This is a genomic window from Caulobacter sp. AP07 (genome assembly GCF_000281955.1).
Taxonomy (GTDB): domain Bacteria; phylum Pseudomonadota; class Alphaproteobacteria; order Caulobacterales; family Caulobacteraceae; genus Caulobacter.
Window position 1 is genome coordinate 14,204 of record NZ_AKKF01000239.1, and the last position, 25,612, is coordinate 39,815.

Below are 25,612 nucleotides of genomic sequence, written 5' to 3' on the forward strand. Positions count from 1 at the left end.
GCAGCGGATTGGCCGGTTTAGCTCAGCTGGTAGAGCAGCGGTTTTGTAAACCGAAGGTCACGGGTTCGATTCCTGTAACCGGCACCACCACAACATATTGATATATATGGGAATTTTACCAGATTCCCAACGCCGCCGAATACCTCGAAAATGGGAACAAAAAAGGCCCTTCGGGACTATTCCGGGACAAAAGTCCCGGAATAGTCCCGAAGGAGTGTTCCACTTTTGTACGCATCATTGCCCCGTGCTGAGCTCGGCCTGCCAAGACACCGAGTCCCGGCTGGCAACCACTCGCTGAAGATTCCGACTACCAATGGTGCATGACCGATCCGTCAGCGATCCGTTACGGCTCCTTCTTGAACAGGTCCTGGAAAATGAGCTGACCCCAAGCGCGGCCGCGGGCGTGCACCAGCGCGCCGCCCTCGTTGAGCTTTCCCAGCTTGACGGGTGCGAAACCGAGTTGTTTGGCCAAGGCCGCCACGGAAGCGGTCGCGTCCTCGTCGTCGCTCGACAGAAAGACGACCCGGTGACCGCCCTCGACGACCGGATCGGTCGCCAGGGTGGCCGCGATCAGGTGATTGAACCCTTTCACGACCTTGGCGCCGGTGAATGACTTCGCGACGACGGCGGAGGACGGAAGACTCTCCAGCTCCTCAGGGACCGGAAACAGGTTCATCGCGTCGATGACCGTCTTGCCCTTCCAGCTCGGCAGGGCCTTCGCAACCTCGCGATGTTCCCCGAACGGGACCGCCAAGATGATTGTGTCGGCCTCGAGCGCATCCCGCAACGACTTGGCGACGACCGTGGGTCCGATCGCCCGAGCCCGCGGCGTCAACGTCTCGGGCGGCCGGCGGCTCGCGACGGTCACGTTGATGTTCTTGCGGGCGAAGGCGTGGGCGAGGGCCTGGCCTATCTTACCGAATCCTACAATCGCGTAGGTCATAGTGCTTCTCCGATGCGTGTTGATTGCTTCCCCGGCCCTCGACCGCGCTGGGGATCCGTTTCGCCGCGTGGCGATCTTCGCGTGAACGCCTGGTCGTGAACGACGTCCGCGCGGCCGGACTGACCGTTCGGCGCGGACGTCGTTCCGCCATGGACAGGCTGCTTCCCGCGATCTGGCGCGATTTCAGATGGCCGAGAAGCCGCCGTCGACCGACAGCTCCACCCCATTCACGAAGCTGGAATCATCCGAAGCGAGAAACAGCGCGACCGCCGCGATCTCCTCGGGACGCCCCATCTTTCCCCGGGGGATCAGGGATTCGAACATCCGCTTGGCTTCCTCGGTGAGGACCTGGTCCTGCATCGGCGTGGCGATCGGCCCCGGGCTCAGCACGTTCACCCGGATACTCCGGCCCTTCAGTTCGTTGAGCCAAGTGCGGGCGAAGGAGCGCAAAGCCGCCTTGCTCGCCGCATACACGCCGTAGCCCGGAAAGCCTTTCACCGAAGCGACCGACCCGGTCATGAAGATCGATCCGCCATCGCTGAACAGCGGCAACGCCTTCTGAACCGTGAACAGCGTGCCGCGCGTATTCAGGCCGAAGGCCACGTCGAAGTGCTGCTCGGTGATCTCACCCAGGGGGACGGCTTCGCCCATGCCCGCGCTGGCGTACAAGACGTCGATCCTGCCCTTCTCCCGCTTGACCGTGTCGAACAGGCGGTCGAGGTCGTCGAGATTGGACGCGTCGCCGCGCACGCCGGTCACGTTCCGGCCGATCAGCTTGATGGCCTCGTCCAGCGTCTCCTGCCTCCGGCCCGTGATGAAGACATAGGCGCCTTCCTCGACGAACCGCTTGGCGCTCGCCAGCGCCATGCCGCTCGATCCGCCCGTGATGACTGCGACCTTACCGTCTAACTTTCCCATGACTTCTTCTTTCAGGCTTCGTCTTTGGTTGTTCGGGGGAGGCCCCCGAGACCTGCAAGATGGGTCCGCCGGAGTCGGGCGTTCAGTGCGGAGACGCGCACATCGGTGGTGCGAAATCGATCCGGCCGGACAGCTGACGCCTGCCGCGACGATCGTTGTCCGCTCGTCGGAATCGGGCTGTGCTTGTCGGCATGGGCCATGAGGGCCGCCCGTACGGCGGCTCGATGTGTTAGATACGGGCTTTGGAAAAGCGCACCCCGCGGTGCCGGATCGCACCATGATCGACTGGGATGACGTTCGCTATTTTCTTGCCGTCGCGCGCGGAGGCTCGGTGCGGGCCGCCGCCGGGCGCCTTGGGGTGAACCACGCGACCGTGCTGCGACGCATCGCTCAGCTCGAAGAACGCCTCGGGGCGCAGATGTTCGAAAAGCTGCCTTCGGGCTACCGCCTGACGGCTGCGGGCGAGGAGGTCCTCGAGTTCGCGAGCCAGATGGAAGCGTCGTCGCACCAGCTGGAGACGCGCGTCTTCGGGCGAGACCAGAGCGTGCGCGGGCTTCTGCGGGTGACGCTGGCGCCGACCCTGGCGACACATCTGCTCATGCCCGACCTCGCCGATTTCGCGCGTCTGCATCCGGACATCGAGATGGAAATCCTGTCGTCCGGCGCGCTGGCGAACCTGACCAACCGAGAGGCCGACGTCGCGATCCGCGTCGTCTACGATCGCAAGACCCTGCCGCTCAATCTCCACGGCCTGAAGGGCCCGGACCTGTTCGGCGGCGCCTACATGTCCCGCGATCGACTGGCCGCGTGGCGTGCGGGCGCGCCGGATCCCATCCGCTGGGTCGTCATAAGCGAGCATGGCGTCCCGGACTGGGCCAGCGAGGGCGAGGTTCGCGCCACGGGCGTTCCGTTCAGGACCACCGACGGTCAGGCGCAGATCGTCGCGGTAAGGCAGGGCCTCGGCATCGCGACGCTGAATTGCTTCGTCGGAGACGCCGACCCGTTGCTGGTGAGAGTTCCGGGCGCCGAACTGCACATGCACGGCACGCTCTGGCTCCTCACGCAGGGCGAGACGCGCAACACGAAACGCGTGCGGCTCTTCACCGAGTTCATATCCCGCAGGCTCGCCGCGTATGCGCCGCTTCTCGCGGGACTATCCGTATCGCACGACTGACGCGCGGCAGGTCTCATAAGAGTCCGACAAAGGAGCGCCGACAGCCGCAGTCGGACAGGAAGCGGACTTCGACACGAGCACGGCAGACTATCGCCCTTGTTTGCGGTTGAGGCGTGCGATGAGCCTGATTCAATGGAGTTGCCAACTTCAGCCTCGTGAGCGCAGGCTTGGTCCATGACCTTGAGCCGCGGCGACCTCGCCGATTTCAGCTACTTCCTGGCCCTGGCCAAGCACCGCAATTTCCGCCGGGCGGGGCTGGAGCTTGGGGTGAGCGCCTCGGCGCTGAGCCATTCCCTGAAGGGGCTTGAGGCGCGGCTCGGCGTGCGACTGCTGAACCGCACCAACCGCAGCGTCACCCTGACAGCCGCCGGCGAAGAGCTGCAGGCCGCCATCCTGGCGCCGTTCGACGCCATCGACGCGGCGGCCGAGGGGCTCAATCGCTATCGCGACGACCCCGCCGGCCGCATCCGCCTCAATGTCATGGAACACGCCGCCACGCTGCTGCTGTCCCCGGTGCTGCCCGCCTTCACCGAACGCTACCCGGACATCGAGATCGAGGTGGTGATTACGGAGAAGCTCGTCGACATTGTCGCCACCGCCGCCGACGCCGGGATCCGCTACGGCGGCACGGCGCCCCAGGATATGATCGCCCAGCGCTTGTCCGGCAATATCCGTTGGGTCGTGGTCGCCTCGCCCGCCTATCTGAGACGCCACGGCGAGCCGCGGCATCCGCGCGATCTGGCCGCCCATAGATGCCTGCGGTTCCGGCTCGGCGACGACAGCGTCTACAGTTGGGAGTTCGAACATGGCGAGGAAGAGATCGCCGTCGTTGCGCCCGGATCGATCATGATCGACAGCACGGCTTTCGCGCTGAACTTGGCGACGCAGGGCGCGGGCCTCGCCTATGTGCCAGAGCCTTGCGTGCGCGACGCGGTCTTGCGCGGCGACCTGCGCACGGTGCTCGACGACTGGTCGCCGATGGGGCCGGGCTTTCACATCTACTATCCAGGCCGGCGACAGTTGCCCACCGGACTGCGGCTGTTGATCGAGCACATCCGCGAACAGCGTCCGCTGGGTCTCTAGGGGCTTACGATGAGCTGGCCTCAACGCCGCGATTAGGCCGCGGCGGATCGACCCTTCGGGCGGAAGACCTATTTTCCGCACCATGACAACGCACGCCACCGCAGCCCCGCTGCCCGACGACGACGCCGAAGCCCGTGGCGGCTGGAGCGCGGTCTTGGCCCTGACGCTTTGTGTCGCGACCCTGATCGCGTCGGAATTCATGCCGGTCAGCCTGCTGACGCCCATCGCCGCCGACCTGCGCCTCAGCGAGGGCATGGCCGGGCAAGCGATCTCGATCTCCGGCCTGTTCGCGGTGATCACCAGCCTGGCCATCGGTCGGGTCGCCGGTATCGACCGTCGCGCCTTGCTACTGGGTTTGACCGCGTTGATGGGCGCATCCGGCTTGCTGGTGGCGCTGGCGCCCAATGCCCTGCTGTTCATGACCGGTCGCGCGCTGATCGGCGTGGTCATCGGCGGCTTCTGGTCGCTGTCGGCGGCGACCGTCATGCGGCTGGTTCCCGGCAAAGATGTCCCGCGCGCCTTGGCGGTGCTGAACGGCGGCAACGCCCTGGCGACCATGATCGCGGCGCCGCTGGGCGGCTATCTTGGCCAATTCATCGGCTGGCGCGGAGCCTTCTTCCTGGTCGTGCCGCTGGCCTTGGCGACCTTCGCCTGGCAGTGGCTGTCCGTGCCGACGATGCGCGCCAAGCCTGGCGCGTCCGCCAGCCTGCTCGGCGTGCTGAAACAGCCGCGCGCCAAGGCCGGCTTGCTTGGCCTGGCCCTGCTGTTCGCCGGTCAGTTCGCGCTCTTCACCTACCTGCGGCCGTTCCTCGAGCAGGTTGCGCATTTGAACGCATCGGCCTTGTCGCTGGTCCTGTTGTTGATGGGCGCCGCCGGTCTGGCCGGCACGGCCCTGATCGGCCGTGCGATCGGCAAAAGCCTCCGCCGGGTCCTGATCGCCGCCCCGCTGCTGATGGCGGCCACGGCCCTGGCCCTCCTTGTCGCCGGCGCCTCGGCCCCCGCCATCGCGATCCTGCTGATGGCCTGGGGTCTGGTCGGCACGGCCCTGCCGGTCGCCTGGTGGACCTGGCTGGCCCGCACGTTGCCCGAAGACACCGACGCCGGCGGCGGATTGATGGTGGCGGTGATCCAGCTGGCCATCACCTTGGGCGCGGCCGGCGGCGGTCTGCTGTTCGACGCCGGCGGCTACCGCGCCACGTTCGTGGCCAGCGCCGCCTTGCTGGTCGCCGCCGCCATCGCCGGGGCCTTCAGCGTGGCCAAGTCACCCGAGATTCAAGGAAACGCCCATGCGACCTGACGAAGCGAAATTCGATCGCCGCACCCTGCTGCAACTCACCGGAGCCAGCCTCGCCACCCTCGGCGCGGCTTCCCTGTCCCCTATTGGGAAAGCCCAGTCCATGCCCAACCACACCGACAATTTCTACAGGAGCGACCGCGTGACCGTGCGCAAGGTCACCTTCAAGACCCAGTACCAGACGACGGTCGCGGGCAATCTCTTCTTGCCCAAGGACCTCGATCGGAGCGCCAAGATCGCCGCGATCGTGGTCGGACACCCGATGGGGGCGGTGAAGGAGCAGAGCGCGAACCTCTACGCCACCAAGATGGCCGAACAGGGCTTCGCCGCGATGGCCATCGACCTGCCGTTCTGGGGCGAGAGCGAGGGTCTGCCGCGCAACGCGGTCTCGTCAGACGCCTATGCGGAGGCCTTCAGCGCCGCCGTCGACTTCCTGGGCACGCGTCCGTTTGTCGATCGCGAGCGCATCGGCGCGATCGGGGTCTGCGGCAGCGGCAGCTTCGTGATCAGCGCGGCGAAGATCGATCCCCGGATGAAGGCCATCGCGACGGTCAGCATGTACGACATGGGCGCGGCCAGCCGCGATGCGCTGAACCATTCGCTGTCGGTCGCGCGGCGCAAGGCGATCATCGCGGTCGCCGCCCAGCAGCGCTACATCGAGTTCGAAGGCGGAAAGACCGAATATACTGGCGGCACGACCCACCAGCTGACGACCGACACCGATCCTATCCAGCGCGAGTTCTACGATTTCTACCGTACGCCGCGCGGCGAGTTCACGCCGATCGGTGGCTCGCGCGAGACCACGACCCACCCGACGCTGACCAGCGTCGTCAAGTTCATGAACTTCTATCCGTTCAACGACATCGAGACGATCTCGCCGCGTCCGATGCTGTTCATCAGTGGCGACCAGGCCCACTCCAGGGAGTTCAGCCAGGAGGCCTACCGGCGCGCCGCCGAGCCGAAGGAACTGATCTGGGTTCCGGGCGCGGGCCACGTCGATCTGTACGACCGCGTGGACCTCATCCCGTTCGCCAAGCTGACCGATTTCTTCCGGCGGCATCTCGCCGCGTAGAGCGGCCAGCCTTGGGCGCGATCGTTGCGGCATGACCAACTCGAACGCCTACGCCCTGTCGGATGGTCCAGGGCTTGATCGCCGCCGCCATCAAGCCAAGCGATATGCCGTAGACTAACCATTCCCGCACTCGTCAGCGCGTCCAAAAGACATGGACTTCGTCGTGCGCGGTCTCGATCGCGAAGACCTCTCCGTTCAGTTGGGCGTCACGGGCCATGGCCTCGTAGTTGATGTAGTCGCGCAAGGGTCTGGGGATCTGCGCGGTTTCCTCGGTCAGTTCCCGGAAGCAGGCGGCCAGACAGGCCACATCGATGCGGGGCTCAGGGACTTCAGAGGCGCTGGCCATGGTGTTCGCCGTTGGGACATGGGTTCGACACGAACCCTTGCCCGTCGGCGAGACCCCGGGGGTGCAAGCGGAGGCGCCGGCTTCGTGGGGACCCGGCTGCAGGACGTTCGGCCCCGAGCACCCTGACCTTCCCACCACGACCGAAGCTGGGCGGAAGCCGGTCCGAAGCGCGCCGGGGGCAGAGCCCCAAGCCCGCGGCCGCGGCAGCGGGCGACCAGGAAGAACCGCGCCCACAAGGCCGCCCTCAATTACGCCCGCCGCCCGGTCGTCGAGCGCGAGCGCCACCCAACGACGCCTGACATCTTCTCTCACCTGTCGCAGCACCCCAGCTCGCCGTGCTGCGGTCTTCTTTCCAGGGTCGATGCTGCGCCAGAAGCGGCCTCAATGATCGCTCCGGAATGCGGACCTTGGCGTCAGCTAAATCGTAACCGCTTCAACTCTTGTCACGGAGCGATCGCACGTCTGCCGGTCTGCTTTCCGGTCTGGTGCGATCAGCTCCCCGTGGTCTGACTCCAGCCTCCGCCCAGGGCCCGGAACGACCGCACCGCCGCGCGGGCCGCCTCGGTGTCGGCCTGGGCGCGGGCGTCGCGGGCCGCCAGCAAGCGGGCGTCGGCGTCCAGCACCTCGATCAGGCTGACCGCTCCGGCCTTGTAAGCCAACTCGGACGCCGTGCGGGCCTTGGACAACGACTGCTCGCCGCCGACCAGAATCCGCGCCTCGTCCTCTCGCTTCACCAGGCTGGAGAACGAGTCCTCGACATCGGCCGTGGCCCGTAGCACCGACTGCTGATAGGCGGCTAGGACCTCGGCGTTGCGGCCCTTGGCGGCCTTGATCTCGGCATTGACCCGACCGAAGTCGAACAGACGCCAGCGAAGCCCCAGAACGCCCTGGGCCTGGTTGGCCGGGCTTGTGAACAGCGAACCGCTCGCGGTCGAGGCCGTGCCGACCAGGCCGGTCAGCGAGAACTTGGGATAGTATTCCGAGACCGCCGCGCCGATCGCGGCGTTCGACGCCTTCAGTCGCCATTCAGCGACCGCCAGGTCGGGGCGGCGGCGGATCAGGTCGGCCGGACCGACCGCCTCGGCGATGGCCGGGGCGCGCGGCACCGGCGTGGCGGCGGCCAGCTGCGCGCGCGTGGCGCCGGGCTGGGCGCCCAACAGAACGTCGAGGGCGTTCATCGCCGCCTCCATGCCTTCCTGCAGGACGGGGATCTGAGCGCGGGTCTGGGCTAGAGCGCCTTCAACCTGATGCAGTTGAAGCTCCGAGGCGACCTGGCGGCTCTGTTGCAGACGGACGGTCTCGACCAACCGGGCCTGGGTGTCGACCTGGCCCTGGGCGATGGCCAGCCGTGCTTGCAGGCCGCGGATCACCAGATAGGTGTCGGCCGTCTGGGCCGCGACGGACAGGCGTGCGGCGGCGACGCCGACCCTGGCCGCCTGATAGTCCGCGGCGGCCGCCTCGCGGTCGCGCCGCAGGCCGCCGAACACGTCGATCTCCCAACCGGCGGTCGCATCGGCCTCGTAGAGTGATCCGTCGCGGTCGAAGCCCGGCGCGCTAGCCGCCAGGCGGCCGGCGGGCGTCTGGGTCGAGGCATGGGCGCTGGTCGCACTGGCCTGCACGCCGCCCGACGGCAGCAGGGCGGCGGTGGCCGCCGTCAGTCCCGCCCGCGCCTGCGTCACCCGAGCCGCGGCCTGGGCCAAGTCGAGGTTCTGGGCCAGGCCGCGATCGACCAGGGCGTCGAGGACGGGATCGTTGAAGCCCTTCCACCAGGCCGCCTGATCGATGGATGCTGGGGCCGCCGCGCGCTGGGCGACCGCGCCCGCGCCGATGAAGGCGCCGGAGACCGGCGACGCCGGGGCGACATAGTTGGGGCCCACGGCGCAGCCGCTGATCGTGACGCCGGCCAGGGCCAGCAGAGCCAAGCTCGATACCGATCGCATCGCGATCTCCTCATGAAGCCCATTCCCGAACACAGTGACCATATGCTAATTCAGTCACTCGTTGTCAATCAGGACCCTCGATGCTACCTAATTGAGCATGATCACCGACACCACGCCCCCAGACGCCCCCGCCGGCCGCCGCGGGCCGGCCGACCACGCCATTCGCCAGCAGATCATCGACGCGGCCGACGCCCACTTCGCGCGCTTCGGCTACGGCAAGACGACCGTGGCGGATCTCGCCAAGGCGATCGGCTTCTCGAAGGCCTACATCTACAAGTTCTTCGATTCCAAGCAGGCGATCGGCGAGGCGATCTGCGCCCAGTGCCTGGACAAGGTCATGACCGCCGCCCTGGCCAGCGTGGCCGAGGCGCGGACCCCGACCGAGAAGTTGCGCAAACTTTTCAGCACCATAACCGCGAAGAGCACCGAACTTCTGTTTCAGGAAAAGCTGCTCTACGACCTGGCCGCCAACTCGGCGACCGAGAAGTGGCCGTCGGCGCTCGGTTATCTGGAGCGGATGGAGGCGACGCTGCGCGACATCATCCTGCAGGGCCGCGAGGTCGGCGAGTTCGAGCGCAAGACCCCGATCGACGAGACCTGCTCGGCGATCATGCTGGCCATGCAGCCGTTCATGCATCCACTGCTGCTGGAGTTCAATCTGGACGGCCTGCCCGAGACCCAGACCCAGGTCATCAACCTGATCCTGCGTAGCCTCGCACCGTAGTCGTTGCTAAAATTCGATAGTGACTAATTGACAAATTAGTCACTGGACACGATGTGGAGGTCTCCGCTCAAGGCAGGACCCTTCGCCATGTCGCATCGCTTGCTCCTCGCCGCCCTCGTCGGCGGCCTGACCGCACCGCTCGCCGCGTGCGACGGCCATGACGCCGCCGCCGATCCCCGAACCCAGCCGCCGGTCGTGCGGGTCGCCACCGCGCCCGCCGCGATCGACGGCGAGCGCCAGTTCACCGGTGTCGTCTCCGCCCGCATCGAGAGCCAGTTGGGCTTCCGCGTCCCCGGCAAGATCGTCGAGCGCCTGGTCGACACCGGCCAGACGGTGCGCCGGGGCCAGCCCCTGATGCGCATCGACGCCGCCGACTACGCCCTGGCCCAGGCCGCCCAGGAGCAGACCGTGGCCGCCGCCAAAGCCCGGGCCGTCCAGGCCGAGGCCGACGAGGCGCGCTATCGCGACCTGGTCGGGGCCGGCGCGGTGTCGGGCTCGACCTACGACCAGATCAAGGCCGCCGCCCTCGCCGCCCGCGCCCAACTGCAAGCGGCCGAGGCCCAGGCCCGGGTGTCGCGCAACGCCGCCGGCTACGCCGTGCTGGTCGCCGACGCCGATGGCGTGGTGGTCGAGACCCTGGGCGAGCCTGGACAGGTGGTCGCCGCCGGCCAGACCGTGGTTCGCCTGGCCCATGCTGGCCCGCGCGAGGCGACGATCGCCCTGCCCGAGACCCTGCGCCCCGCCGTCGGCTCGTCCGCGACCGCCTCGGTGTTCGGCGACGCCGCCCCCGCCCCCGCCCGACTGCGCCAGCTCTCCGACGCCGCCGATCCTCGGACCCGCACCTTCGAGGCCCGCTATGTCCTGGACGGAGCCCTGGCCGCCGCGCCGCTGGGCGCGACGGTGACCATTTCTCTGCCCGGCGCCGCCAAGACCGGCGGCCGCGCCGTCCCCCTGGGCGCCCTCTATGACTCGGGCAAGGGTCCGGGGGTCTGGATCGTCGACGCCAAGACCTCGACGGTTACTTGGCGCGCTGTCCAGCTCGCCGCCGTCGGCGAGGAGACCGCCACGGTCACAGCGGGCCTGGCCGCCGGCGAACGCTTCGTGGCTCTGGGCTCGCACATGCTGCACCAGGGCGAGCGCGTCACCCTGCAAGGCGGAGCGGCGCAATGAACTTCAACCTCTCCGCCCTGGCGGTGCGCGAACGCGCCGTTACGCTGTTCCTGATCATCGCCGTCGTGCTGGCCGGGACGTTCGCCTTCTTCAGGCTGGGCCGCGCCGAGGACCCCAGCTTCACCATCAAGGTGATGACCGTGGTCACCGCCTGGCCAGGCGCCACCGCCCAGGAGATGCAGGACCAGGTGGCCGAGCCGCTGGAGAAGCGGCTGCAGGAACTGAAGTGGTACGACCGCGCCGAGACCTTCACCCGTCCGGGCCTGGCCTTCACCACACTGACCCTTAAGGATCCGATCCCCCCCAAGGAGGTGCAGGAACAGTTCTACCAGGCCCGCAAGAAGCTGGGCGACGAGACCGCCAACCTGCCGCGTGGCGTGCTGGGCCCGTTCATCAACGACGAATACGGCGACGTCACCTTCGCGCTCTACGCCCTGAAGGCCAAGGGCGAGCCGCACCGCCAGCTGGTGCGCCAGGCCGAGACTCTGCGCCAGCGCCTGCTGCACGTTCCGGGCGTCAAGAAGGTCAACATCATCGGCGAGAGGCCCGAGCGCATCTTCGTCGACTTCTCGCAGGCGCGCCTGTCGAACCTGGGCGTCAGCCCGCGCGAGATCTTCGCGGCCCTGAACGAGCGCAACCTCGTCACTCCGGCCGGCTCGATCGAGACCAATGGACCGCAGATCCAGATGCGCCTGGACGGCGCGCTGGACGACCTCCAGACGATCAAGGACACGCCGATCGTGGTCGGCGGCAAGACCCTCAAGCTGTCCGACCTGGCCGAGGTGAAGCGCGGCTACGAGGACCCCGCGACCTTCTTCATCCGTAACGGCGGCGAGCCGGCCCTGGAGCTCGGGGTCGTGATGAAGGAGCGCTACAATGGCCTGCGGCTGGGCAAGGACCTCGAGAAGGAAGCCAAGGCCATCACCGGCGAACTTCCGCTGGGCCTCTCCTTCACCAAGGTCACCGACCAGGCGGTGAACATCACCGAAGCCTATGACGAGTTCATGCTGAAGTTCTTCGTGGCGCTGGTGGTGGTGATCGCCGTCAGTCTGGTCAGCCTCGGCTTCCGCGTCGGGGTGGTCGTGGCCCTGGCCGTGCCGCTGACCCTGGCGGCGGTGTTCGTGATCATGCTGGCCACCGGCCGCGACTTCGACCGCATCACCCTGGGCGCGCTGATCCTGTCGCTGGGCCTGCTGGTCGACGACGCCATCATCATCATCGAGACCATCGTGGTGAAGATGGAGGAAGGCCGCGACCGCATCTTCGCCTCGACCTATGCCTGGGGCCACACGGCCGCGCCGATGCTGGCCGGCACCCTGGTGACGATCATCGGCCTGATGCCGGTGGGCTTCGCCAAGTCCAGCGCGGGCGAGTACGCCGGCAACATCTTCTGGGTCGTGGCCTTCGCCCTGATCACCTCGTGGTTCGTGGCGGTGATCTTCACGCCCTATCTGGGCGTGGTGCTGCTGCCGAAGATCAAGCCCGTCGAGGGCGGTCACGCGGCCATCTACGACACCCCGCGCTATCGCCAGTTCCGGGGCCTGATCGGCTGGACGGTCACCAACCGGCTGAAGGTGGTGCTGGGCGTCGCGGCGGCGCTGGTCGTGTCGTTCGTGATGATGGGCCTGGTCAAGCAGCAGTTCTTCCCGATCTCCGACCGCCCCGAAGTGCTGATCGAGGTGCAGACGCCCGAGGGCTCCAGCATCGAGACCACCAGCCAGGCGACGGCCCAGGTCGAGGCGTGGCTGAGCAAGCAGCCGGAGGCCAAGATCGTCACCAGCTATATCGGCCAGGGCGCGCCGCGCTTCTTCCTGGCCATGTCGCCCGAGCTGCCCGATCCGTCCTTCGCCAAGATCGTGGTGCTGACCTCGGACGAGAAGGCGCGCGACGCCCTCGAGACCCGGGTTCGCCAGTTCGCCCAGCAAGGCTCGGTGGCCGGCGCGCGCATCCGCGCCACCCAGATCGTGTTCGGCCCGCCTTCGCCCTGGCCCGTGGCCTTCCGCGTCATGGGGCCCGACCCGGCCAAGGTGCGCGAGATCGCCGAACAGGTTCGCGGCGTCATGCAGGCCAACCATGCCCTGCGGCAGGTCAATACCGACTGGGGCGAGCGGGTCCCGAGCGTCCACTTCGTGCTCGACCAGAACCGCCTGCGCGCCATGGGCCTGTCCAGCCGCGACGCGTCCGAGCAGCTACAGTTCCTGCTGACCGGCGCGCCCGTCACCCAGGTCCGCGAGGACATCCGCACCGTCGAGGTGATCGCCCGCACCAGCGGCGCCGACCGCCTGGATCCGGCCAAGCTGGGCGCCTTCACCCTGCTGGGCTCGGAAGGCCAGCGCGTGCCGCTCGACCAGATCGGCAAGGCCGAGATCCGCATGGAGGATCCGATCCTGCGCCGCCGCGACCGCCTGCCCACCATCACCGTGCGCGCCGACGTCGGCGCGGAGTTCCAGCCCCCGGCCGCCTCGACCGAGGTGATCAAGGCGCTGGAACCGGTCAAGGCCAAGCTGCCGGCCGGCTACCGGATCGAGGCCGGCGCCGACATCGAGGAAGCGGCCAAGGCCAATGCGGCCCTGGCGGCGGTCTTCCCGCTGATGTTCATCCTGATGATGATCGTGATCATCTTCCAGGTCCGTTCGCTGTCGGCGATGTGGATGGTGCTGCTGACCGCGCCACTGGCCCTTGTCGGGGTGGTCCCCACCCTGCTGATCTTCCACCAGCCGTTCGGCTTCAACGCCATCCTGGGCCTGATCGGCCTGGCGGGGATCATCATGCGCAACGGCCTGATCCTGATCGGCCAGATCCACACCAACGAGAAGGACGGCCTGGACCCCTACCATGCGGTCGTCGAGGCGACGGTTCAGCGCGCCAGGCCGGTGATCCTCACCGCCCTGGCGGCGGTGCTGGCCTTCGTGCCACTGACCTTCTCGGTGTTCTGGTCGTCGCTGGCCTACACCCTGATCGGCGGGACGATCGGCGGGACCGTGCTGACCCTGGTGTTCCTGCCGGCGCTCTATGCGCTGTGGTTCAAGATCCGCGAGGGATCGCGCACCGATCCTTCGATGGCTCCGGTCCTGGACGTGTCTCTCGCCTAGGGCCGCCGCTCCCGGCGCGACTTACCCCGCCGGGAGCCCGATCGCGGCGGCTGCCCCCTTCCCCCAGCCGCCGCGATCCTCTTCACGAGCGATGATCCGATGACCCAATCCTTGCCGTCAGGTCCTCCACGGCCGCGCCGCCCGACCCGGGCGGCGGCGCGCTGGGACAGCACCCACGCCGGCCTGATCGAGGCGGCGATCGATCTCTTCCGCCGCTTCGGCGCGCACGCGACCTCGATCGGTGACGTCGTCGCGGCGGCCAACCTCACCAAACCCACGCTCTATCGGCATTTTCCCAGCAAGGAGGCGCTGGTCATCGCGTGCCTCCGCGAAGACGGACGCCAAGCCAGGCTCGCGCTGGTCGAAGCCCTCGAGGCTACGCCCAGCGAACCCCGCCAGCGCATCCGCGCGATCGGCGACCACTTCGCCGCCCAATTCGCCACTGCGCCAAGCCGGGGCCTCTTCGCCCTCAACCTGGCGGTAGAGTATTCCCAGCCTGAGACGCCCGTGCATGGGGCGATCCACACTGAGATCGAACGACTGCAACACCAGCTTGCTCTGCTGATCGCACCGGAGGCGTCCGGCGGCATGCCCGTCGTCGCGCACAGGCTCGCCTTGGTGATCTTCGGCGCGAGCGCCACCTGTCAAGCACTGGGCGCGCTGGCCAGCGAGCAGCTTGTAGAGAGTGTCGAAGACATCGTCGCGCAGTTTCGGGAATAGGAGACTGCAGCCGAACCAAGCGCGACAAGTTCGAGGCTGCGCCAATAGCTGGCGTTGGCCCGCGGCCGAAAGGCGGACGTTCACGAGCCCCGCTCGATCGAGCCCACGAACGCCAAGCCACAGGGATCAAATAGCCCTCTTCTCCGCCCTGCTCGCCCCAAGGATCTGGGTGGCGCCGCCCGATTCTGTCATCCGAACGGCCTGGGCGTGACAGACGGCAAACTTGGCTCTAGGGTGGCGTCCATGATCCTCGCCGCCAGCCAACAGCTGTTTTGGTATTTTAGCTATCCGACGCCTCTGGCGCCGGGAGGGGATCGTTCGGCCTGAATTCAGCGCCGTCGAATGTCTTCACCAGCCGCCAGGGGTTCCCCGGGCGGCTTTTTTCATGGCCGCCGGACCTCAAGATTTCCCGGAGTTACGCCATGCCATCCTCGACCGCCGCCCATCTCGTCTCGATCCCCGTCCCCACCGACGACCTGCGCATCTCGCGCCTGCAGACCCTCAGCCCTCCCGCCCAGGTGATCGGCGAGGCGCCGGCCACCTCGTCGATCGCCGAAATCGTCGGCGACGCCCGCCACGCCGTGCACGAAATCCTGAATGGCCGCGACGACCGCCTGGTGGTGGTCATCGGACCGTGCTCCATCCACGACCCCAAGGCCGCCCTTGAGTATGCCCGTCGACTGGCCGTCGAGCGCGAGCGCCATGCGGGTGAGTTGGAAATCGTGATGCGGGTCTATTTCGAGAAGCCGCGCACCACGGTCGGCTGGAAGGGGCTGATCAACGACCCGGACCTGGACGGCGGCTTCCGGATCAATGAAGGCCTGAGGCTGGCGCGGCGCGTGTTGCTGGACGTCAGCGCCCAGGGCCTGCCGACCGCCTGCGAATTCCTCGACGTCACCACCCCGCAATACATCGCCGACCTGGTGGCCTGGGGCGCGATCGGGGCGCGCACCACCGAAAGCCAGATCCACCGCGAAATGGCGTCGGGCCTGTCATGCCCGGTCGGCTTCAAGAACGGCACCAACGGCGACGTCAAGGTCGCGATCGACGCGGTGCTGGCCGCCGCCCAGCCGCATCATTTCCTGGCCGTGACCAAGGAGGGCCGCGCCGCCATCGCCACCACCACCGGCAACGCCGACTCCCATGTCGTGCTGCGCGGGGGCAAGACGCCCAACTACGACGCCGCCAGCGTCGCGGCGGTGGCTCAGGCCCTGACCTCGGCCGGCCTGCCGCCGCGGATCATGGTCGACGCCAGCCACGCCAACAGCGGCAAGAACCACGAGAACCAGCCCGCCGTCGTGGCCGATCTCTGCGCCCAGGTGGCGACCGGGCGCTCGCCGGTCATGGGCGTGATGATCGAGAGCAACCTCGTCGCCGGTCGCCAGGACATCGTGCCGGGCCAGCCCCTGACCTATGGCCAGTCGGTCACCGACGCCTGTGTCGACTGGGAGACCTCGGTGCGCCTGCTCGACGACCTGGCGGCGGCGGTGCGCGCCGGACGCCAGGCCATGGAGCACTAGACGCCATGCAACGGCAGGACGCCCGCGGCGTCCTGCCGGTCGCGCCACAAGCTGACCTTGGGCCAGCCCCAAAACGCGACGCTCACCATGCCGTGGCCGACGCCAGGGCAACAGCGCTATCGAGACCGCGCCGCCCGGTCATCCATCCATTGAAGGATGATGTCCGCGATCTGAATGTTGTTCTTGTCTTGCATCAGCATGTGACTGTTGCCCCGAATGCCCCGCTCGGCGGTCGCGACGATGTCCGCCTGCCCGCCGGCCGCCTTGATACGCGCGGCGTAGGCGCGGCAGCCGTCCAGACGGTTCTGCCAGGTAAGGCTGCTCAAGCCTGTCTGAGCCGACAGGTTGTCGCCGAACACGACCAAGGTCGGGATCTTCGCCAACTTGGCGATCTGCTCATCGGTGTAGCTGGCCCGGCACGCTCCAGGTTCGACGGCGACAATCCCGGCGACGCCCCGCGGATCGATCAGCGACGCATCCATGGGAAAGGGCCCCGACTGCGAGTGGCTGATCAGGACCGCGCCATCCAGGTCGATCGCCAGGTCGGACAGGGCCTTGAGCGTGGGATTGGGCGACGGCGTCTGCGAGGTCAGGTCGGGAATGGCCTGCTTGGAAAGCTCGCTGACAGCCTCGACGGGAAACTGGGCCCCGGGAAACGCTTCGCCGAACCTTGGCCCGAAGCGGAAATTGGTCCAGACCCCGACGCGGTCGCCGAAGCGAAAGGCCCCGGGGCCCATAGGGGCCGGCGCTCCAGGACCGGTCGGAGCGACAGGCGTGGACGGCGCGCTGCTGGCGCCGGACAACCTGTTGTTGATGGCCGCCTGATTGAACCCCGAGCGCGCCCGGCCGACCTGATCCACGACGTAGGTCGGATGGCCCTTGCGGACGAAATATTCGTACCAGCCCATACGACCGTCGGGCGTCGTGTCGTAGCTCTTGCCGCTGAGGCCCGCGCCATGGATCATCACCACCGGCGCCTTGGTCTTGCCGGTCGGGACCATGTACTCGACGTACATCTGGTCGACGGTGACGCTGTCGTCGGGTCCCAGCAGGATCTCCCCCGCCTTCTGCTCGACCGATCGCCCACCGACGAAGAAGCTTCCCCTGGCCTTCAGGACGAGAGGCTTGGCCGGGGTCTGGATGGACTTAAGGGTCTGCGCCGATGTCGGGCCGGCAAAGGCCAGGCCGCCAAGGATCAAGCAGAGCGCCATGGCGCTGGCGCGGGACGACAAGCTGGCGATCAGGCCCATGATGGATTTCCCTTCGGTATCGAAGGAAGACTATCGCGGCGCCAAATCCTCGATTAGCGGCTGGAAAGGACTTGGTCTCTTTAGCTGGCCTAACAAATGGCCACGGCGCCGCGATCAGCGCTCCTTGAACCGCAGCGCGTCGATCAGCATCGAGAATGCGGGCGAGGCGTGCCGCCGGCTCGGGTAGTAGAGATGGTAACCGGAAAACGGCGGGCACCAGTCTTCCAGCACCCGCTCGCCGGACGCGATGCAGGGCGTAGCGACGTCCTCGGGCATATAGGCCAGGCCCAGGCCTTGAAGGGCCGAGTCCAGCCGCTGCCGGATGGTGTTGAAGACGAGTTGGCCATCGACCCGCACCTTCACCTCGCGGCCATCCTTCTCGAACTCCCACGGAAACAGGCCGCCGTAGGTCGGCAGCCGCATGTTGATGCAGTTGTGGTCGGTGAGATCCTGCGGGTTCAGCGGCTTCTCGCGCTTTGCGAAATAGGCTGGCGAGCCGACCACGGCCATGCGCATGTCGGGACCGATACGTAGCGCGATCATGTCCTTGGCCACCTGCTCGCCCAGGCGCACGCCCGCGTCGAAGCCCTCGGACACGATGTCGACCAGGCCGTAGTCGACGGTGATCTCCACCCGGATGTCGGGATAGTCCGGCAACAGTCTGGCCAGGCCCGGCTGCAGGACCGAGCGGGCGGCATGCTCGCCGGCCGTGATGCGGATCGTGCCGGCCGGCCGCTCGCGCATCTCGGCGAGCGCGACGAGCGCCTGCTCGATTTCCTCGAAGCGCGGCGCCACGGTCTGCAACAGGCGTTCGCCCGCCTCGGTCGGGGCGACACTGCGGGTGGTGCGCGTCAGCAGGCGAACGCCCAGTCGCCCCTCCAGACCCTTGATTGTCTGGCTCAGCGCCGAGGGCGATACGCCGAGCTTGGCGCCGGCGCGCGTGAAGCTGCGCTCCCTGGCCACGGCGGCGAAGGCGGCAAGTTCGTCGAAGCCCTGAGCCATTTGTTAGCCCCACTAAAAGCGGCATCGCGATTATGGGGTCTAATCGCTGGAACGGGCCAGGCCTATCTTGCCGATCATGCGAAGGCGCCGGGGCTCCGCGTTCGCGAACGTCAGGAGCATGGACATGCAGAAGCGCAAACTCGGCCAGGCCGGCCCGGAAGTCTCCGCCCTCGGCTACGGCTGCATGGGCCTGAGCGCCGCCTACGGTCCGGCAACGCCCCACGAGGAGGCGGTAGGGGTCATTCGCGCGGCCTTCGACGGCGGCGTGACTCTGTTCGACACGGCCGAGGCCTATGGGCCCTTCGCCAACGAGACGCTGCTGGGCGAGGCCGTGGCGCCATTCCGCGACCAGGTGGTCATCGCCACCAAGTTCGGCTTCGACATCGATCTGGAGACGGGCGCCCGGACCGGGGGCCTCAACAGCCGGCCCGACCACATCAAAGCCGTCGCCGAGGCCCAGCTCAAGCGCCTGCGCACCGACCGCATCGACCTGCTCTACCAGCACCGGGTCGATCCCGCCGTGCCGATGGAGGATGTCGCCGGCGCGGTGAAGGACCTGATCGCGGCGGGCAAGGTGGGGTGCTTCGGGCTTTCGGAACCCAGCCTGGAATCGCTGCGACGGGCCCATGCCGTGCAGCCGGTCGCGGCGCTACAGAACGAGTATTCGTTGTGGACACGCGATGTGGAGCACAACGGCGTCCTGGCGGCCTGCGAGGAACTGGGCGTCGGCTTCGTGCCGTTCAGCCCGCTGGGCGCGGGCTTCCTGACCGGCAAGATCGACGAGACCACCAAGCTCGACCCGACCGATTTCCGGTCGATCTCGCCGCGCTTCGCCGCTGAAGCCCGCGCCGCCAACATGGCGCTGGTCGACCTGCTCAAGGCCATCGCCCAGCGCAAGCAGGCCACGCCCGCCCAGGTCGCCCTGGCCTGGCTGCTGGCCCAGAAGCCGTGGATCGTGCCGATCCCCGGCACCACCAAGCCCTCCCGCCTCGCCGAGAACCTGGGCGCGGCCAGCGTCGAGCTGACGGCCGACGACCTGGTGGCGATCGAAGAGGCCGCCGCGAAGATCCCGATCCAGGGCGCGAGGCTTCCCGAAGCCGTCCTGGCCCAGACCGGCCGCTAGATCGCCCCCGCGGCAGGAGACCTCCATGGCCGACAAGACCCGCTCCAACTGACGCAGCCATCCGCTCGGCCCGTTGCAGATCGCGCCTTGCGAACGCCCCTCTCCGGTCGGGGCAACGCCAAGGGGACCGTCAGTCCAAGGGCGCCGTCGTCACGCCCAAGCGCGAGTCCGCCAGGCCAAGATAGAGCCGCCACTGACCCTGGAACGCCACCAACCCCTGAGCGAAGAACACGTTGCCCACCTGCCCCTGCGCCTCGCCTTGGGTGATGCGCAGGAACGGCTCCGTACCGCGGGCGACCAGCGCGGTGGGATCTTTCGCGTCAAACAGCATCTGGCAGGGCTGATAGGCGAAGGGCGCGACGCCAGGGTCGCCGTCGACGACGTGATTGGCGCCGTTGTAGATCAGCACGATCCCCTGCTCGGTGAGGATCGGCGGAGGGCCCGGCTCCACGAGCAGGGAGTCGAAGCGGCGCCTTCGGGGTCCGGCCAGGGTGCGAAGACCGCGCGGGCCCGAAACCCTGTCCAGCGCCCAATGGCCCATCGGCCCCACCTGGTCGGGATCCCAGGTCAGATACTTGTCCGGCGCGCTGTCGGCTTCGACCGGCGTCCAGACGATGAGGTCCTCGGAGGTCGCCGCATGAAGCGTCCCCTCGCCCCAGTACATCCAGTAGCGCCCATCGATCCTGGCCGCGACCAGCCGCCCGTCCGCCAGGGTCGTGACGATCGCGCCCGCCTTGGTGGCCAGCCGCGCATAGGGGGATCCGGCGAAGGCCGGGCCGTGTTTGGTCCAGGTGCGAAGATCGGTCGAGGTGGCCACGAACAGGACCCCGACCTTGCCGTCGAACGCGGTGTAGGTGCAGACGAACAGGCCGTCGGGAGACATGACGACGCGAGGATCCTCCAGCCCGCCCGGCCATTCCCAGGCCTGCCAGCGGTCCTCCCCCGGCGCCAGCACAGGTTCGGGTTCCAGCGCGAAGTTCACGCCGTCGGCGCTGGTCGCCAGGCCGATGCGCGAGACGCCGGCGTAGCGGCCGACCTTGTCCTCGGCCCGCACCAGCAGGCAGACGCGCCCCTCGTGCGCCACCGCCCCGGCGTTGAAGACATCCTTGGCGGCCCAGGCGACCGGGGCCCGCGAGACCGGGCAGGTGAAGGTGACGTCGGCCCTGGCCTCCAGGATACGACGGGGCGTGGTGAACGGACCCAGGGTCCAGTCGGCGGCGGCGCCGGAACGATCGATCGTGGTCATGTCTTCAAACCTCCGCTTGGGCCGCCATGCCGCACCCGACGACTCCGATCCCGGTGCTCATGACGCCATCTCCGCCGCGAGCCGGTCGGGAACGCTGCGTCGTTCCCGAAGAGCTCTGAGGATCCTGGCGTGGCTGACCAAGTCCAGGCGGTAGAACAGGCAGTTCACCGCCGCGGCGAGGGCCAGAAGGCCGGCCCCCGGCCCATAGAGGATCCCGATCCAGGCGAGCGTTCCTGGAGGCAGGGCCTGGATCGCGGTTCCGGCCGTGGCGCTCTTGAAGCCGATCAGTTGCAGCCCCAGGCCCGCGACAAACGCCCCAAGACCCGCGGCGGCCTTGCTGGCGAACGCCCAGCCGGCGAAGTAGAGGCCTTCGCGGCGGGCTCCGAAGAGGTATTCGTGCTCGTCGGCGGCGTCGGCCATCATCGAGGCGAAGGCGATCCCCGCGGCGGCCATCAGGGCGCCGCCCGCGAAGACGGCGCTGGCGAGCACCACGACCAGCTGATCGCCCTCGAACGGCAGCAGTCCCAGCAGACGCAAGGTCGCCGGCCCCGCGAACGCCGCGCCCAGGCCGACAATGCCGACCAGCAGGACCATCCGCTTTTCGAGCCACTTGAGCAGCGGACCGGCCAGGGGCGCGCCCAGCAACAGGCCGACGAAAAGCGCCAGGGTGACGACCTGGGTCTGCTTGGGCGCCAGGCGCCAGAAATAGGTGTTGGCGTGAAGGCCAAGCGTGCTGTGAACGCTGAGGGCGCTGAACAGGAGGATGCCGCCCACGAACAGGACACGGAACGACTGGTTGCCGAAGATCTCGCCCAGAGCCCGCAGGAAACGAAGGTGCGCGGCGCCCGTCTCGACCGGCGCGACGTGCTGGCGGTCCCGCGTCAGGAACAATGCGCGAATGGCCAGCGCCGCCCCCAGCAGGGCGATCGCGCCGATGCTGAGCGCGAAGGGCGTGTAGGCCGCCCGCCTGGTCAGGCCCTCGGGGCCGCCGAAGAAGACGCCAAAGCCCAACAGGATCGCCACCAAGGCCCCGATCATCGCCGCCCCCCAGCGCCAGGCCGCGATCGAGGAGCGCTCGGCATAGTCTTCGCTCAACTCGGCGCCGACGGCGTTGTAGGGCAGCAGGAACAGCGAGATCGACACGCGAAGGCCGATCGACAGCACGGTGATCCACGCCACCAGGGCCAGTCCGCCCAGCGCCGTCGGCAGGGAGAAGATCAGGACCACGAAGAGCGCGGTGAGCGGCGCGCCCCAGATCATGAACGGCGCCCGGCGCCCCCACTTCGAGCGAAGGCCATCCGACATCGAGCCGATCAGCGGATCGACGACCGCATCGACCACCAGCCCCACCGCCACGGCCGCTCCGGCCAGGGCGGGCGGGGCTCCACAGACCGCCGTCATGTAGAAGAACAGGAAGATGTTGACCGCCTGGGTCGCCACGCCGTCCAGCAGGGCTCCGGCCGCATAGGCCAGCTTCAGGCCCAGGGTCAGGGGTGGCCTGTCCGTGACGCGTTTCCCTGGATCGGACGGGGGATCACTGGGCCGTGTTTCAGGCTCGCCGCGGCGCATTCGCCCCTCCCATTGGGCTTGTTGTTACGACCCGAGGTTAGCAGCGTCGGCGCGAATAACAACAAAAAGGATGTACGTTCTGTAATTGGTGAGCTATGCCTTCCGGCCATGGCGGCAAAAGACCGCTTCAAATTGGGAGGGAAAAACCATGAGTGGAAAAGCGTTCCTGATCACGCTGGCAAGCGGCGCGAGCCTCGCCACCCTGGCCGCCCCGGCCCTGGCGCAGGTCACCCCACCGGCGCCCGTCGCCCAGGTCGACGAGATCGTCGTCACCGCCAACAAGCGCGAAGAGCGACTGCAGGACGTGCCGATCTCGGTCTCGGTCGTCTCCGGCGACCAGTTGACCAAGCAGAACATCAACGAAGTCACCGACCTCACCCGTTCGGTGCCCTCGCTCAACTCGGCCGGCCCGTTCGGCGCGCTGAGCATCCGGGGCGTGGGCTCGATCTCCTTCGCCCGCTCGGCCGAAGGTTCGGTCGGGATCGTGGTCGACGGCGTGGCCCTGGCCAACACCTCCACCAACCCGCCGCAGTTGTTCGACGTGGCCCGGGTCGAGGTGCTGGAGGGGCCCCAAGGCACGCTCTTTGGCCGCAACACCTCGGCCGGTGTGGTCAACATCACCACCGTCGCGCCCGATCCGACCGGCTTTGCCGCCATCGCCCACGCCGACGTCGGCGAGCGGCGCAACGTTGTCGGCCGGGGCGTCGTCAACATTCCCCTGGCCGGCAACGCGGCCCTGCGCGTCGCCGGCTCCGTGAGCCAGGCCCCCAGGACCCAGCAAAATCTCCATGACGGCAGCTGGTACGAGAACCAGGGGCAAAGCCTGCGCGGCCGCCTGCTCTGGGAGCCGTCGCGGACAGTCAGCGTCAACCTGATCGCCGACTACACCCAGTTCGACAAGAAGGGCGGCGTTCCCTGGAGCGTCTACATGTCGACGCCCGGCAGCCTGCTGAGCCAGCGCCTGGCCGCCTGCGGCGTCACCGTCGGGCCCAAGAACCAGGACGGCTGCATCGACGGCGGCCAGGACCAGACGAGCAGGACCTATGGCTTCTCCGGCCAGGCCGACGCCAGGCTCGGCGACCTGACCCTGACCTCGATCAGCGCCTATCGCGAGTTCAAGTCCTCGTTCCGCGCCTCGGACGTCGACAGCGTTCCGGTCAACCGCCTGAACGTCAACGAGTCGCCGACCAACATCAAAAACTTCAGCCAGGAACTGCGCCTCACCTCCCCGATGGGCGGCCGCGTCGACTACGTCCTGGGGCTCTACTATTTCAACAGCGACCTGGACGGGACCAACACCCAGCGCGGCCAGATCCTGGCCGACCTCGGCGTACCGTTCTTTGTCGGCCAGGTTCAGACCACCACGTCCTCGACCAAGAGCTACGCGGCCTTCGGCAACGCCACGATCCACGTCCAGCCTTCGTTCCGACTGCTGGTCGGCGCGCGCTATGGCCGTGAGGACGTCAGCGCCTTGACCACCGGCAAGCTGGCTGCCGGCGCGGTGGCGCCGATCCTCAGCATCGCCACCATCCGCGGCGACGTGAAGGACGACTACTTCTCCTACCGCCTGGGCGCCCAGTACGACCTGAGCAGCGACGTCATGCTCTATGGAACCTACACCAAGGGCTACAAGGGCCCGTCGGTGAACGACCAGACCGGCGTCGGCCTGGCCCCGGTGATCGTCCGCCCCGAAATCCCCCACGCCAGCGAAATCGGCCTCAAGACCAATCTTCTGGACGGTCGCCTGACCGCCAGCCTGGCCGGCTTCCACAACAAGATCACCAACTTCCAGGCCCAGTTCTTCGACCCGACCGCCAGTGCGTTCATCTTCGGCAACGCGTCCAAGCTGGTCACCAAGGGGGTCTCGGCCAATCTGATCGGCCGCCCGACCCGGAAGCTGATCCTCAACGCCGGCGTGGTCTATAACGACGCCAGGTACGGCGCCGGCTACCGCGTCTCCTGCGCCCAGGGCCAGACGGCCGCCCAGGGCTGCATGACCCTGTCGCCGACGGTCTCCGTCGACGACGCCGGCGGCAACCGCCTGGTCGGCGCGCCCAAGTGGAAGCTGACCGGGTTTGGCGAATACAGCCACGATTTCAGCGGCGAGCTGGAAGGGTTCGTCCAGGCCGACGTCACCTACACCTCGCGCATCAATTTCGACGCCGCCTACAGCCCGCAGAACAGCAACGCCGCGGCGACCATCGTCGGCGGCCGCATCGGGGTGCGCACCCAGGACCAGCGCCTGGGGATCTCGATCTTCGCGCGCAATCTGCTGGACACCTACAGACCCGTCGTGCGTTTCGCCACGCCGACGGCCCGCCAGCAGCGCGACCCGCTGTCGTTCTCGCAAATCAGCGGCCCCGAGTCGCGCCGCACGATCGGCGTCTCACTCGACGCCAAGTTCTAGGAGAGCCGGGCCGCGACCCCGCGTCGCGGCCCTTCGATCATGAACCAGCAAGCCCCCGATCCTCGACTGTTCATTCCCGCCTCGGTGTCGGCGGAAGCCGCCGCGATCCTGGCCGTCATCGGCGGGGTGATCGCCAGCCTGCCGCCGCGCGAGCCGCCGCGGACGCTGGAGGACTTCGACGCGGCCAAGGCGCGGGGCGAGGCCTTCGCCGCCCAGATGACGGCCGCCCCCCTCGCCGCCCTCGCGCCCGAGCTGGAACCCTGGACCGCCGGCGACGCGCCGGTGCTGAGCGTCCGCCCGCGATCGGCTCGCGAGGGCGCCGCGCCCCTGATCTATGTCCATGGCGGCGGCTTCGCCGGTGGCTCGGCGCACGCCAATCTGCTGACCGCCGCCCTGGCCGCCGAGACCAGCGGACGGGTCGTCCATTCGGTCGACTACACCCTGGCGCCCCGCGCCCAATGGCGACAGGTGATCGGCGAGGTGGTCGCCGTCTGCGAGGCCGTCGCTCGGGACACGCCGGCTTTTGGCCTGTTCGGCGACTCCGCCGGCGGCTGCATCGCCGCGGCCGCCACCCTGGCGCTGCGCGATGCGGGCGCGGCGACGCCTTCGGCCCTGGTCCTGATCTCGCCGGTGACCGACCTGGCCGGCGGCGGCGACACCAACCGCACGCTCGCGCCGTACGACTATCTGGACGCCGACGTCCTTGCCCCGGCGCTCCGGGCCTATGCCGATCCGGCCGATTGGCACGAGCCTCTCGTTTCGCCCATCCGGGGTGATTTCAAGCCCGGCTATCCGCCGACGCTGCTGCAGGTCGGCACCCGCGAGATCCTGCTCAGCGACAGCGTCCGGCTGCACCGCGCCCTGCGCGCGGCGGGCCAAAGCTCGCGTCTCGAGATCTACGAAGGCATGCCGCATGTCTTCCAGCCGACCCTGGCCCAAACGCCCGAAGGCGTCGCCGCCTGGGCTGAGATCGCCGACTTCTGGCTGGAGCACCTGGCATGACCGCGCCGACGCTGGCC

General features: G+C 68.1%; 21 protein-coding genes and 1 tRNA gene. 14 read left to right on the forward strand and 8 right to left on the reverse strand.

Going from position 1 to position 25,612, the window contains the following annotated elements; translation table 11 throughout:
* The first annotated feature begins 11 nt into the window (after positions 1–11).
* Positions 12–87: transfer RNA gene (locus tag PMI01_RS21180), tRNA-Thr, on the forward strand.
* 256 nt (positions 88–343) lie between these two features.
* Here the strand turns inward: PMI01_RS21180 and PMI01_RS21185 are convergent.
* Both PMI01_RS21185 and PMI01_RS21190 read right to left on the reverse strand, forming a co-directional pair.
* Complete coding sequence (locus tag PMI01_RS21185; protein ID WP_369744208.1) at positions 344–1,018, reverse strand: NADPH-dependent F420 reductase; 675 nt, start codon at positions 1,016–1,018, stop codon at positions 344–346.
* A 108-nt stretch (positions 1,019–1,126) separates the two neighbouring features.
* A complete protein-coding gene (locus PMI01_RS21190) occupies positions 1,127–1,861 on the reverse strand; it encodes an SDR family NAD(P)-dependent oxidoreductase (protein ID WP_007673966.1) in 735 nt (244 codons plus the stop codon).
* A gap of 277 nt (positions 1,862–2,138) precedes the next feature.
* On the opposite strand from PMI01_RS21190, the gene PMI01_RS21195 reads away from it, so the two are divergent.
* The 4 genes from PMI01_RS21195 (at position 2,139) to PMI01_RS21210 (ending at position 6,484) form a co-directional block, all read left to right on the forward strand.
* Positions 2,139–3,035, forward strand: a complete 897-nt coding sequence (locus PMI01_RS21195; RefSeq protein WP_007673969.1) for a LysR family transcriptional regulator — start codon at positions 2,139–2,141, stop codon at positions 3,033–3,035.
* A 174-nt stretch (positions 3,036–3,209) separates the two neighbouring features.
* Positions 3,210–4,118, forward strand: a complete 909-nt coding sequence (locus tag PMI01_RS21200) for a LysR family transcriptional regulator (RefSeq protein WP_007673976.1) — start codon at positions 3,210–3,212, stop codon at positions 4,116–4,118.
* A gap of 82 nt (positions 4,119–4,200) precedes the next feature.
* Entirely contained in the window at positions 4,201–5,415 is a 1,215-nt protein-coding gene (locus PMI01_RS21205) for an MFS transporter (protein WP_007673978.1), read from the forward strand.
* Positions 5,405–6,484, forward strand: coding sequence for an alpha/beta hydrolase (locus tag PMI01_RS21210; protein WP_007673980.1), 1,080 nt, complete (start codon positions 5,405–5,407; stop codon positions 6,482–6,484). The genes PMI01_RS21205 and PMI01_RS21210 overlap by 11 nt, the downstream gene beginning before the upstream one ends.
* 133 nt (positions 6,485–6,617) lie before the next feature.
* Here PMI01_RS21210 and PMI01_RS21215 read toward each other — a convergent pair whose 3' ends face one another.
* The gene (locus PMI01_RS21215; RefSeq protein ID WP_007673983.1) at positions 6,618–6,830 is read right to left on the reverse strand and encodes an antirestriction protein ArdA; all 213 of its coding nucleotides are present in this window, start codon (positions 6,828–6,830) and stop codon (positions 6,618–6,620) included.
* Between the two features lie 491 nt (positions 6,831–7,321).
* Positions 7,322–8,770 carry an efflux transporter outer membrane subunit gene (locus PMI01_RS21220; RefSeq protein ID WP_007673984.1) on the reverse strand — a complete coding sequence of 483 codons (1,449 nt, stop codon included), beginning with the start codon at positions 8,768–8,770 and terminating at the stop codon, positions 7,322–7,324.
* Positions 8,771–8,867: 97 nt separating this feature from the next.
* Here PMI01_RS21220 and PMI01_RS21225 point away from each other — a divergent pair, with 97 nt between their 5' ends.
* From PMI01_RS21225 to PMI01_RS21245, 6 genes are all read left to right on the forward strand, one after another.
* Positions 8,868–9,494 (forward strand): TetR/AcrR family transcriptional regulator, encoded by a 627-nt coding sequence (locus PMI01_RS21225; RefSeq protein WP_007673986.1) that lies wholly within the window; start codon positions 8,868–8,870, stop codon positions 9,492–9,494.
* 87 nt (positions 9,495–9,581) lie between these two features.
* Positions 9,582–10,664, forward strand: a complete 1,083-nt coding sequence (locus PMI01_RS21230; RefSeq protein WP_007673989.1) for an efflux RND transporter periplasmic adaptor subunit — start codon at positions 9,582–9,584, stop codon at positions 10,662–10,664.
* Positions 10,661–13,756, forward strand: coding sequence for an efflux RND transporter permease subunit (locus tag PMI01_RS21235; protein ID WP_007673993.1), 3,096 nt, complete (start codon positions 10,661–10,663; stop codon positions 13,754–13,756). Before PMI01_RS21230 ends, PMI01_RS21235 begins: the two co-directional genes overlap by 4 nt.
* Before the next feature lie 99 nt (positions 13,757–13,855).
* Positions 13,856–14,476 (forward strand): TetR/AcrR family transcriptional regulator, encoded by a 621-nt coding sequence (locus tag PMI01_RS21240; protein ID WP_007673994.1) that lies wholly within the window; start codon positions 13,856–13,858, stop codon positions 14,474–14,476.
* A 243-nt stretch (positions 14,477–14,719) separates the two neighbouring features.
* Positions 14,720–14,803: a hypothetical protein gene (locus PMI01_RS27265; protein ID WP_145688053.1), complete on the forward strand. Its 84-nt coding sequence runs from the start codon at positions 14,720–14,722 to the stop codon at positions 14,801–14,803.
* A gap of 95 nt (positions 14,804–14,898) precedes the next feature.
* Complete coding sequence (locus PMI01_RS21245) at positions 14,899–15,996, forward strand: 3-deoxy-7-phosphoheptulonate synthase (RefSeq protein WP_007673996.1); 1,098 nt, start codon at positions 14,899–14,901, stop codon at positions 15,994–15,996.
* A 116-nt stretch (positions 15,997–16,112) separates the two neighbouring features.
* Here PMI01_RS21245 and PMI01_RS21250 read toward each other — a convergent pair whose 3' ends face one another.
* Complete coding sequence (locus PMI01_RS21250; protein WP_007674000.1) at positions 16,113–17,246, reverse strand: hypothetical protein; 1,134 nt, start codon at positions 17,244–17,246, stop codon at positions 16,113–16,115.
* Positions 17,247–17,360: 114 nt separating this feature from the next.
* The gene (locus tag PMI01_RS21255) at positions 17,361–18,248 is read right to left on the reverse strand and encodes a LysR family transcriptional regulator (RefSeq protein WP_007674004.1); all 888 of its coding nucleotides are present in this window, start codon (positions 18,246–18,248) and stop codon (positions 17,361–17,363) included.
* A 124-nt stretch (positions 18,249–18,372) separates the two neighbouring features.
* On the opposite strand from PMI01_RS21255, the gene PMI01_RS21260 reads away from it, so the two are divergent.
* Positions 18,373–19,371 (forward strand): aldo/keto reductase, encoded by a 999-nt coding sequence (locus tag PMI01_RS21260; RefSeq protein WP_007674006.1) that lies wholly within the window; start codon positions 18,373–18,375, stop codon positions 19,369–19,371.
* A gap of 130 nt (positions 19,372–19,501) precedes the next feature.
* Here the strand turns inward: PMI01_RS21260 and PMI01_RS21265 are convergent, their stop codons facing one another.
* Positions 19,502–20,617 carry a glycoside hydrolase family 130 protein gene (locus tag PMI01_RS21265; protein WP_007674012.1) on the reverse strand — a complete coding sequence of 372 codons (1,116 nt, stop codon included), beginning with the start codon at positions 20,615–20,617 and terminating at the stop codon, positions 19,502–19,504.
* A 57-nt stretch (positions 20,618–20,674) separates the two neighbouring features.
* Complete coding sequence (locus PMI01_RS21270; protein WP_007674014.1) at positions 20,675–22,186, reverse strand: MFS transporter; 1,512 nt, start codon at positions 22,184–22,186, stop codon at positions 20,675–20,677.
* A 148-nt stretch (positions 22,187–22,334) separates the two neighbouring features.
* Here PMI01_RS21270 and PMI01_RS21275 point away from each other — a divergent pair, with 148 nt between their 5' ends.
* Positions 22,335–24,593, forward strand: coding sequence for a TonB-dependent receptor (locus PMI01_RS21275; RefSeq protein ID WP_007674018.1), 2,259 nt, complete (start codon positions 22,335–22,337; stop codon positions 24,591–24,593).
* A gap of 39 nt (positions 24,594–24,632) precedes the next feature.
* Positions 24,633–25,595: an alpha/beta hydrolase fold domain-containing protein gene (locus tag PMI01_RS21280; RefSeq protein WP_007674019.1), complete on the forward strand. Its 963-nt coding sequence runs from the start codon at positions 24,633–24,635 to the stop codon at positions 25,593–25,595.
* Positions 25,596–25,612 lie beyond the last annotated feature (17 nt).

Coding starts and splice junctions, on each gene's coding strand:
- PMI01_RS21190 (WP_007673966.1), bottom strand. CDS start 1,861: ATGGGAAAGTTAGACGGTAAGGTCGCAGTCATCACGGGCGGATCGAGC.
- PMI01_RS21195 (WP_007673969.1), top strand. CDS start 2,139: ATGATCGACTGGGATGACGTTCGCTATTTTCTTGCCGTCGCGCGCGGA.
- PMI01_RS21200 (WP_007673976.1), top strand. CDS start 3,210: ATGACCTTGAGCCGCGGCGACCTCGCCGATTTCAGCTACTTCCTGGCC.
- PMI01_RS21205 (WP_007673978.1), top strand. CDS start 4,201: ATGACAACGCACGCCACCGCAGCCCCGCTGCCCGACGACGACGCCGAA.
- PMI01_RS21210 (WP_007673980.1), top strand. CDS start 5,405: ATGCGACCTGACGAAGCGAAATTCGATCGCCGCACCCTGCTGCAACTC.
- PMI01_RS21215 (WP_007673983.1), bottom strand. CDS start 6,830: ATGGCCAGCGCCTCTGAAGTCCCTGAGCCCCGCATCGATGTGGCCTGT.
- PMI01_RS21220 (WP_007673984.1), bottom strand. CDS start 8,770: ATGCGATCGGTATCGAGCTTGGCTCTGCTGGCCCTGGCCGGCGTCACG.
- PMI01_RS21225 (WP_007673986.1), top strand. CDS start 8,868: ATGATCACCGACACCACGCCCCCAGACGCCCCCGCCGGCCGCCGCGGG.
- PMI01_RS21230 (WP_007673989.1), top strand. CDS start 9,582: ATGTCGCATCGCTTGCTCCTCGCCGCCCTCGTCGGCGGCCTGACCGCA.
- PMI01_RS21235 (WP_007673993.1), top strand. CDS start 10,661: ATGAACTTCAACCTCTCCGCCCTGGCGGTGCGCGAACGCGCCGTTACG.
- PMI01_RS21240 (WP_007673994.1), top strand. CDS start 13,856: ATGACCCAATCCTTGCCGTCAGGTCCTCCACGGCCGCGCCGCCCGACC.
- PMI01_RS27265 (WP_145688053.1), top strand. CDS start 14,720: ATGATCCTCGCCGCCAGCCAACAGCTGTTTTGGTATTTTAGCTATCCG.
- PMI01_RS21245 (WP_007673996.1), top strand. CDS start 14,899: ATGCCATCCTCGACCGCCGCCCATCTCGTCTCGATCCCCGTCCCCACC.
- PMI01_RS21250 (WP_007674000.1), bottom strand. CDS start 17,246: ATGGGCCTGATCGCCAGCTTGTCGTCCCGCGCCAGCGCCATGGCGCTC.
- PMI01_RS21255 (WP_007674004.1), bottom strand. CDS start 18,248: ATGGCTCAGGGCTTCGACGAACTTGCCGCCTTCGCCGCCGTGGCCAGG.
- PMI01_RS21260 (WP_007674006.1), top strand. CDS start 18,373: ATGCAGAAGCGCAAACTCGGCCAGGCCGGCCCGGAAGTCTCCGCCCTC.
- PMI01_RS21265 (WP_007674012.1), bottom strand. CDS start 20,617: ATGACCACGATCGATCGTTCCGGCGCCGCCGCCGACTGGACCCTGGGT.
- PMI01_RS21270 (WP_007674014.1), bottom strand. CDS start 22,186: ATGCGCCGCGGCGAGCCTGAAACACGGCCCAGTGATCCCCCGTCCGAT.
- PMI01_RS21275 (WP_007674018.1), top strand. CDS start 22,335: ATGAGTGGAAAAGCGTTCCTGATCACGCTGGCAAGCGGCGCGAGCCTC.
- PMI01_RS21280 (WP_007674019.1), top strand. CDS start 24,633: ATGAACCAGCAAGCCCCCGATCCTCGACTGTTCATTCCCGCCTCGGTG.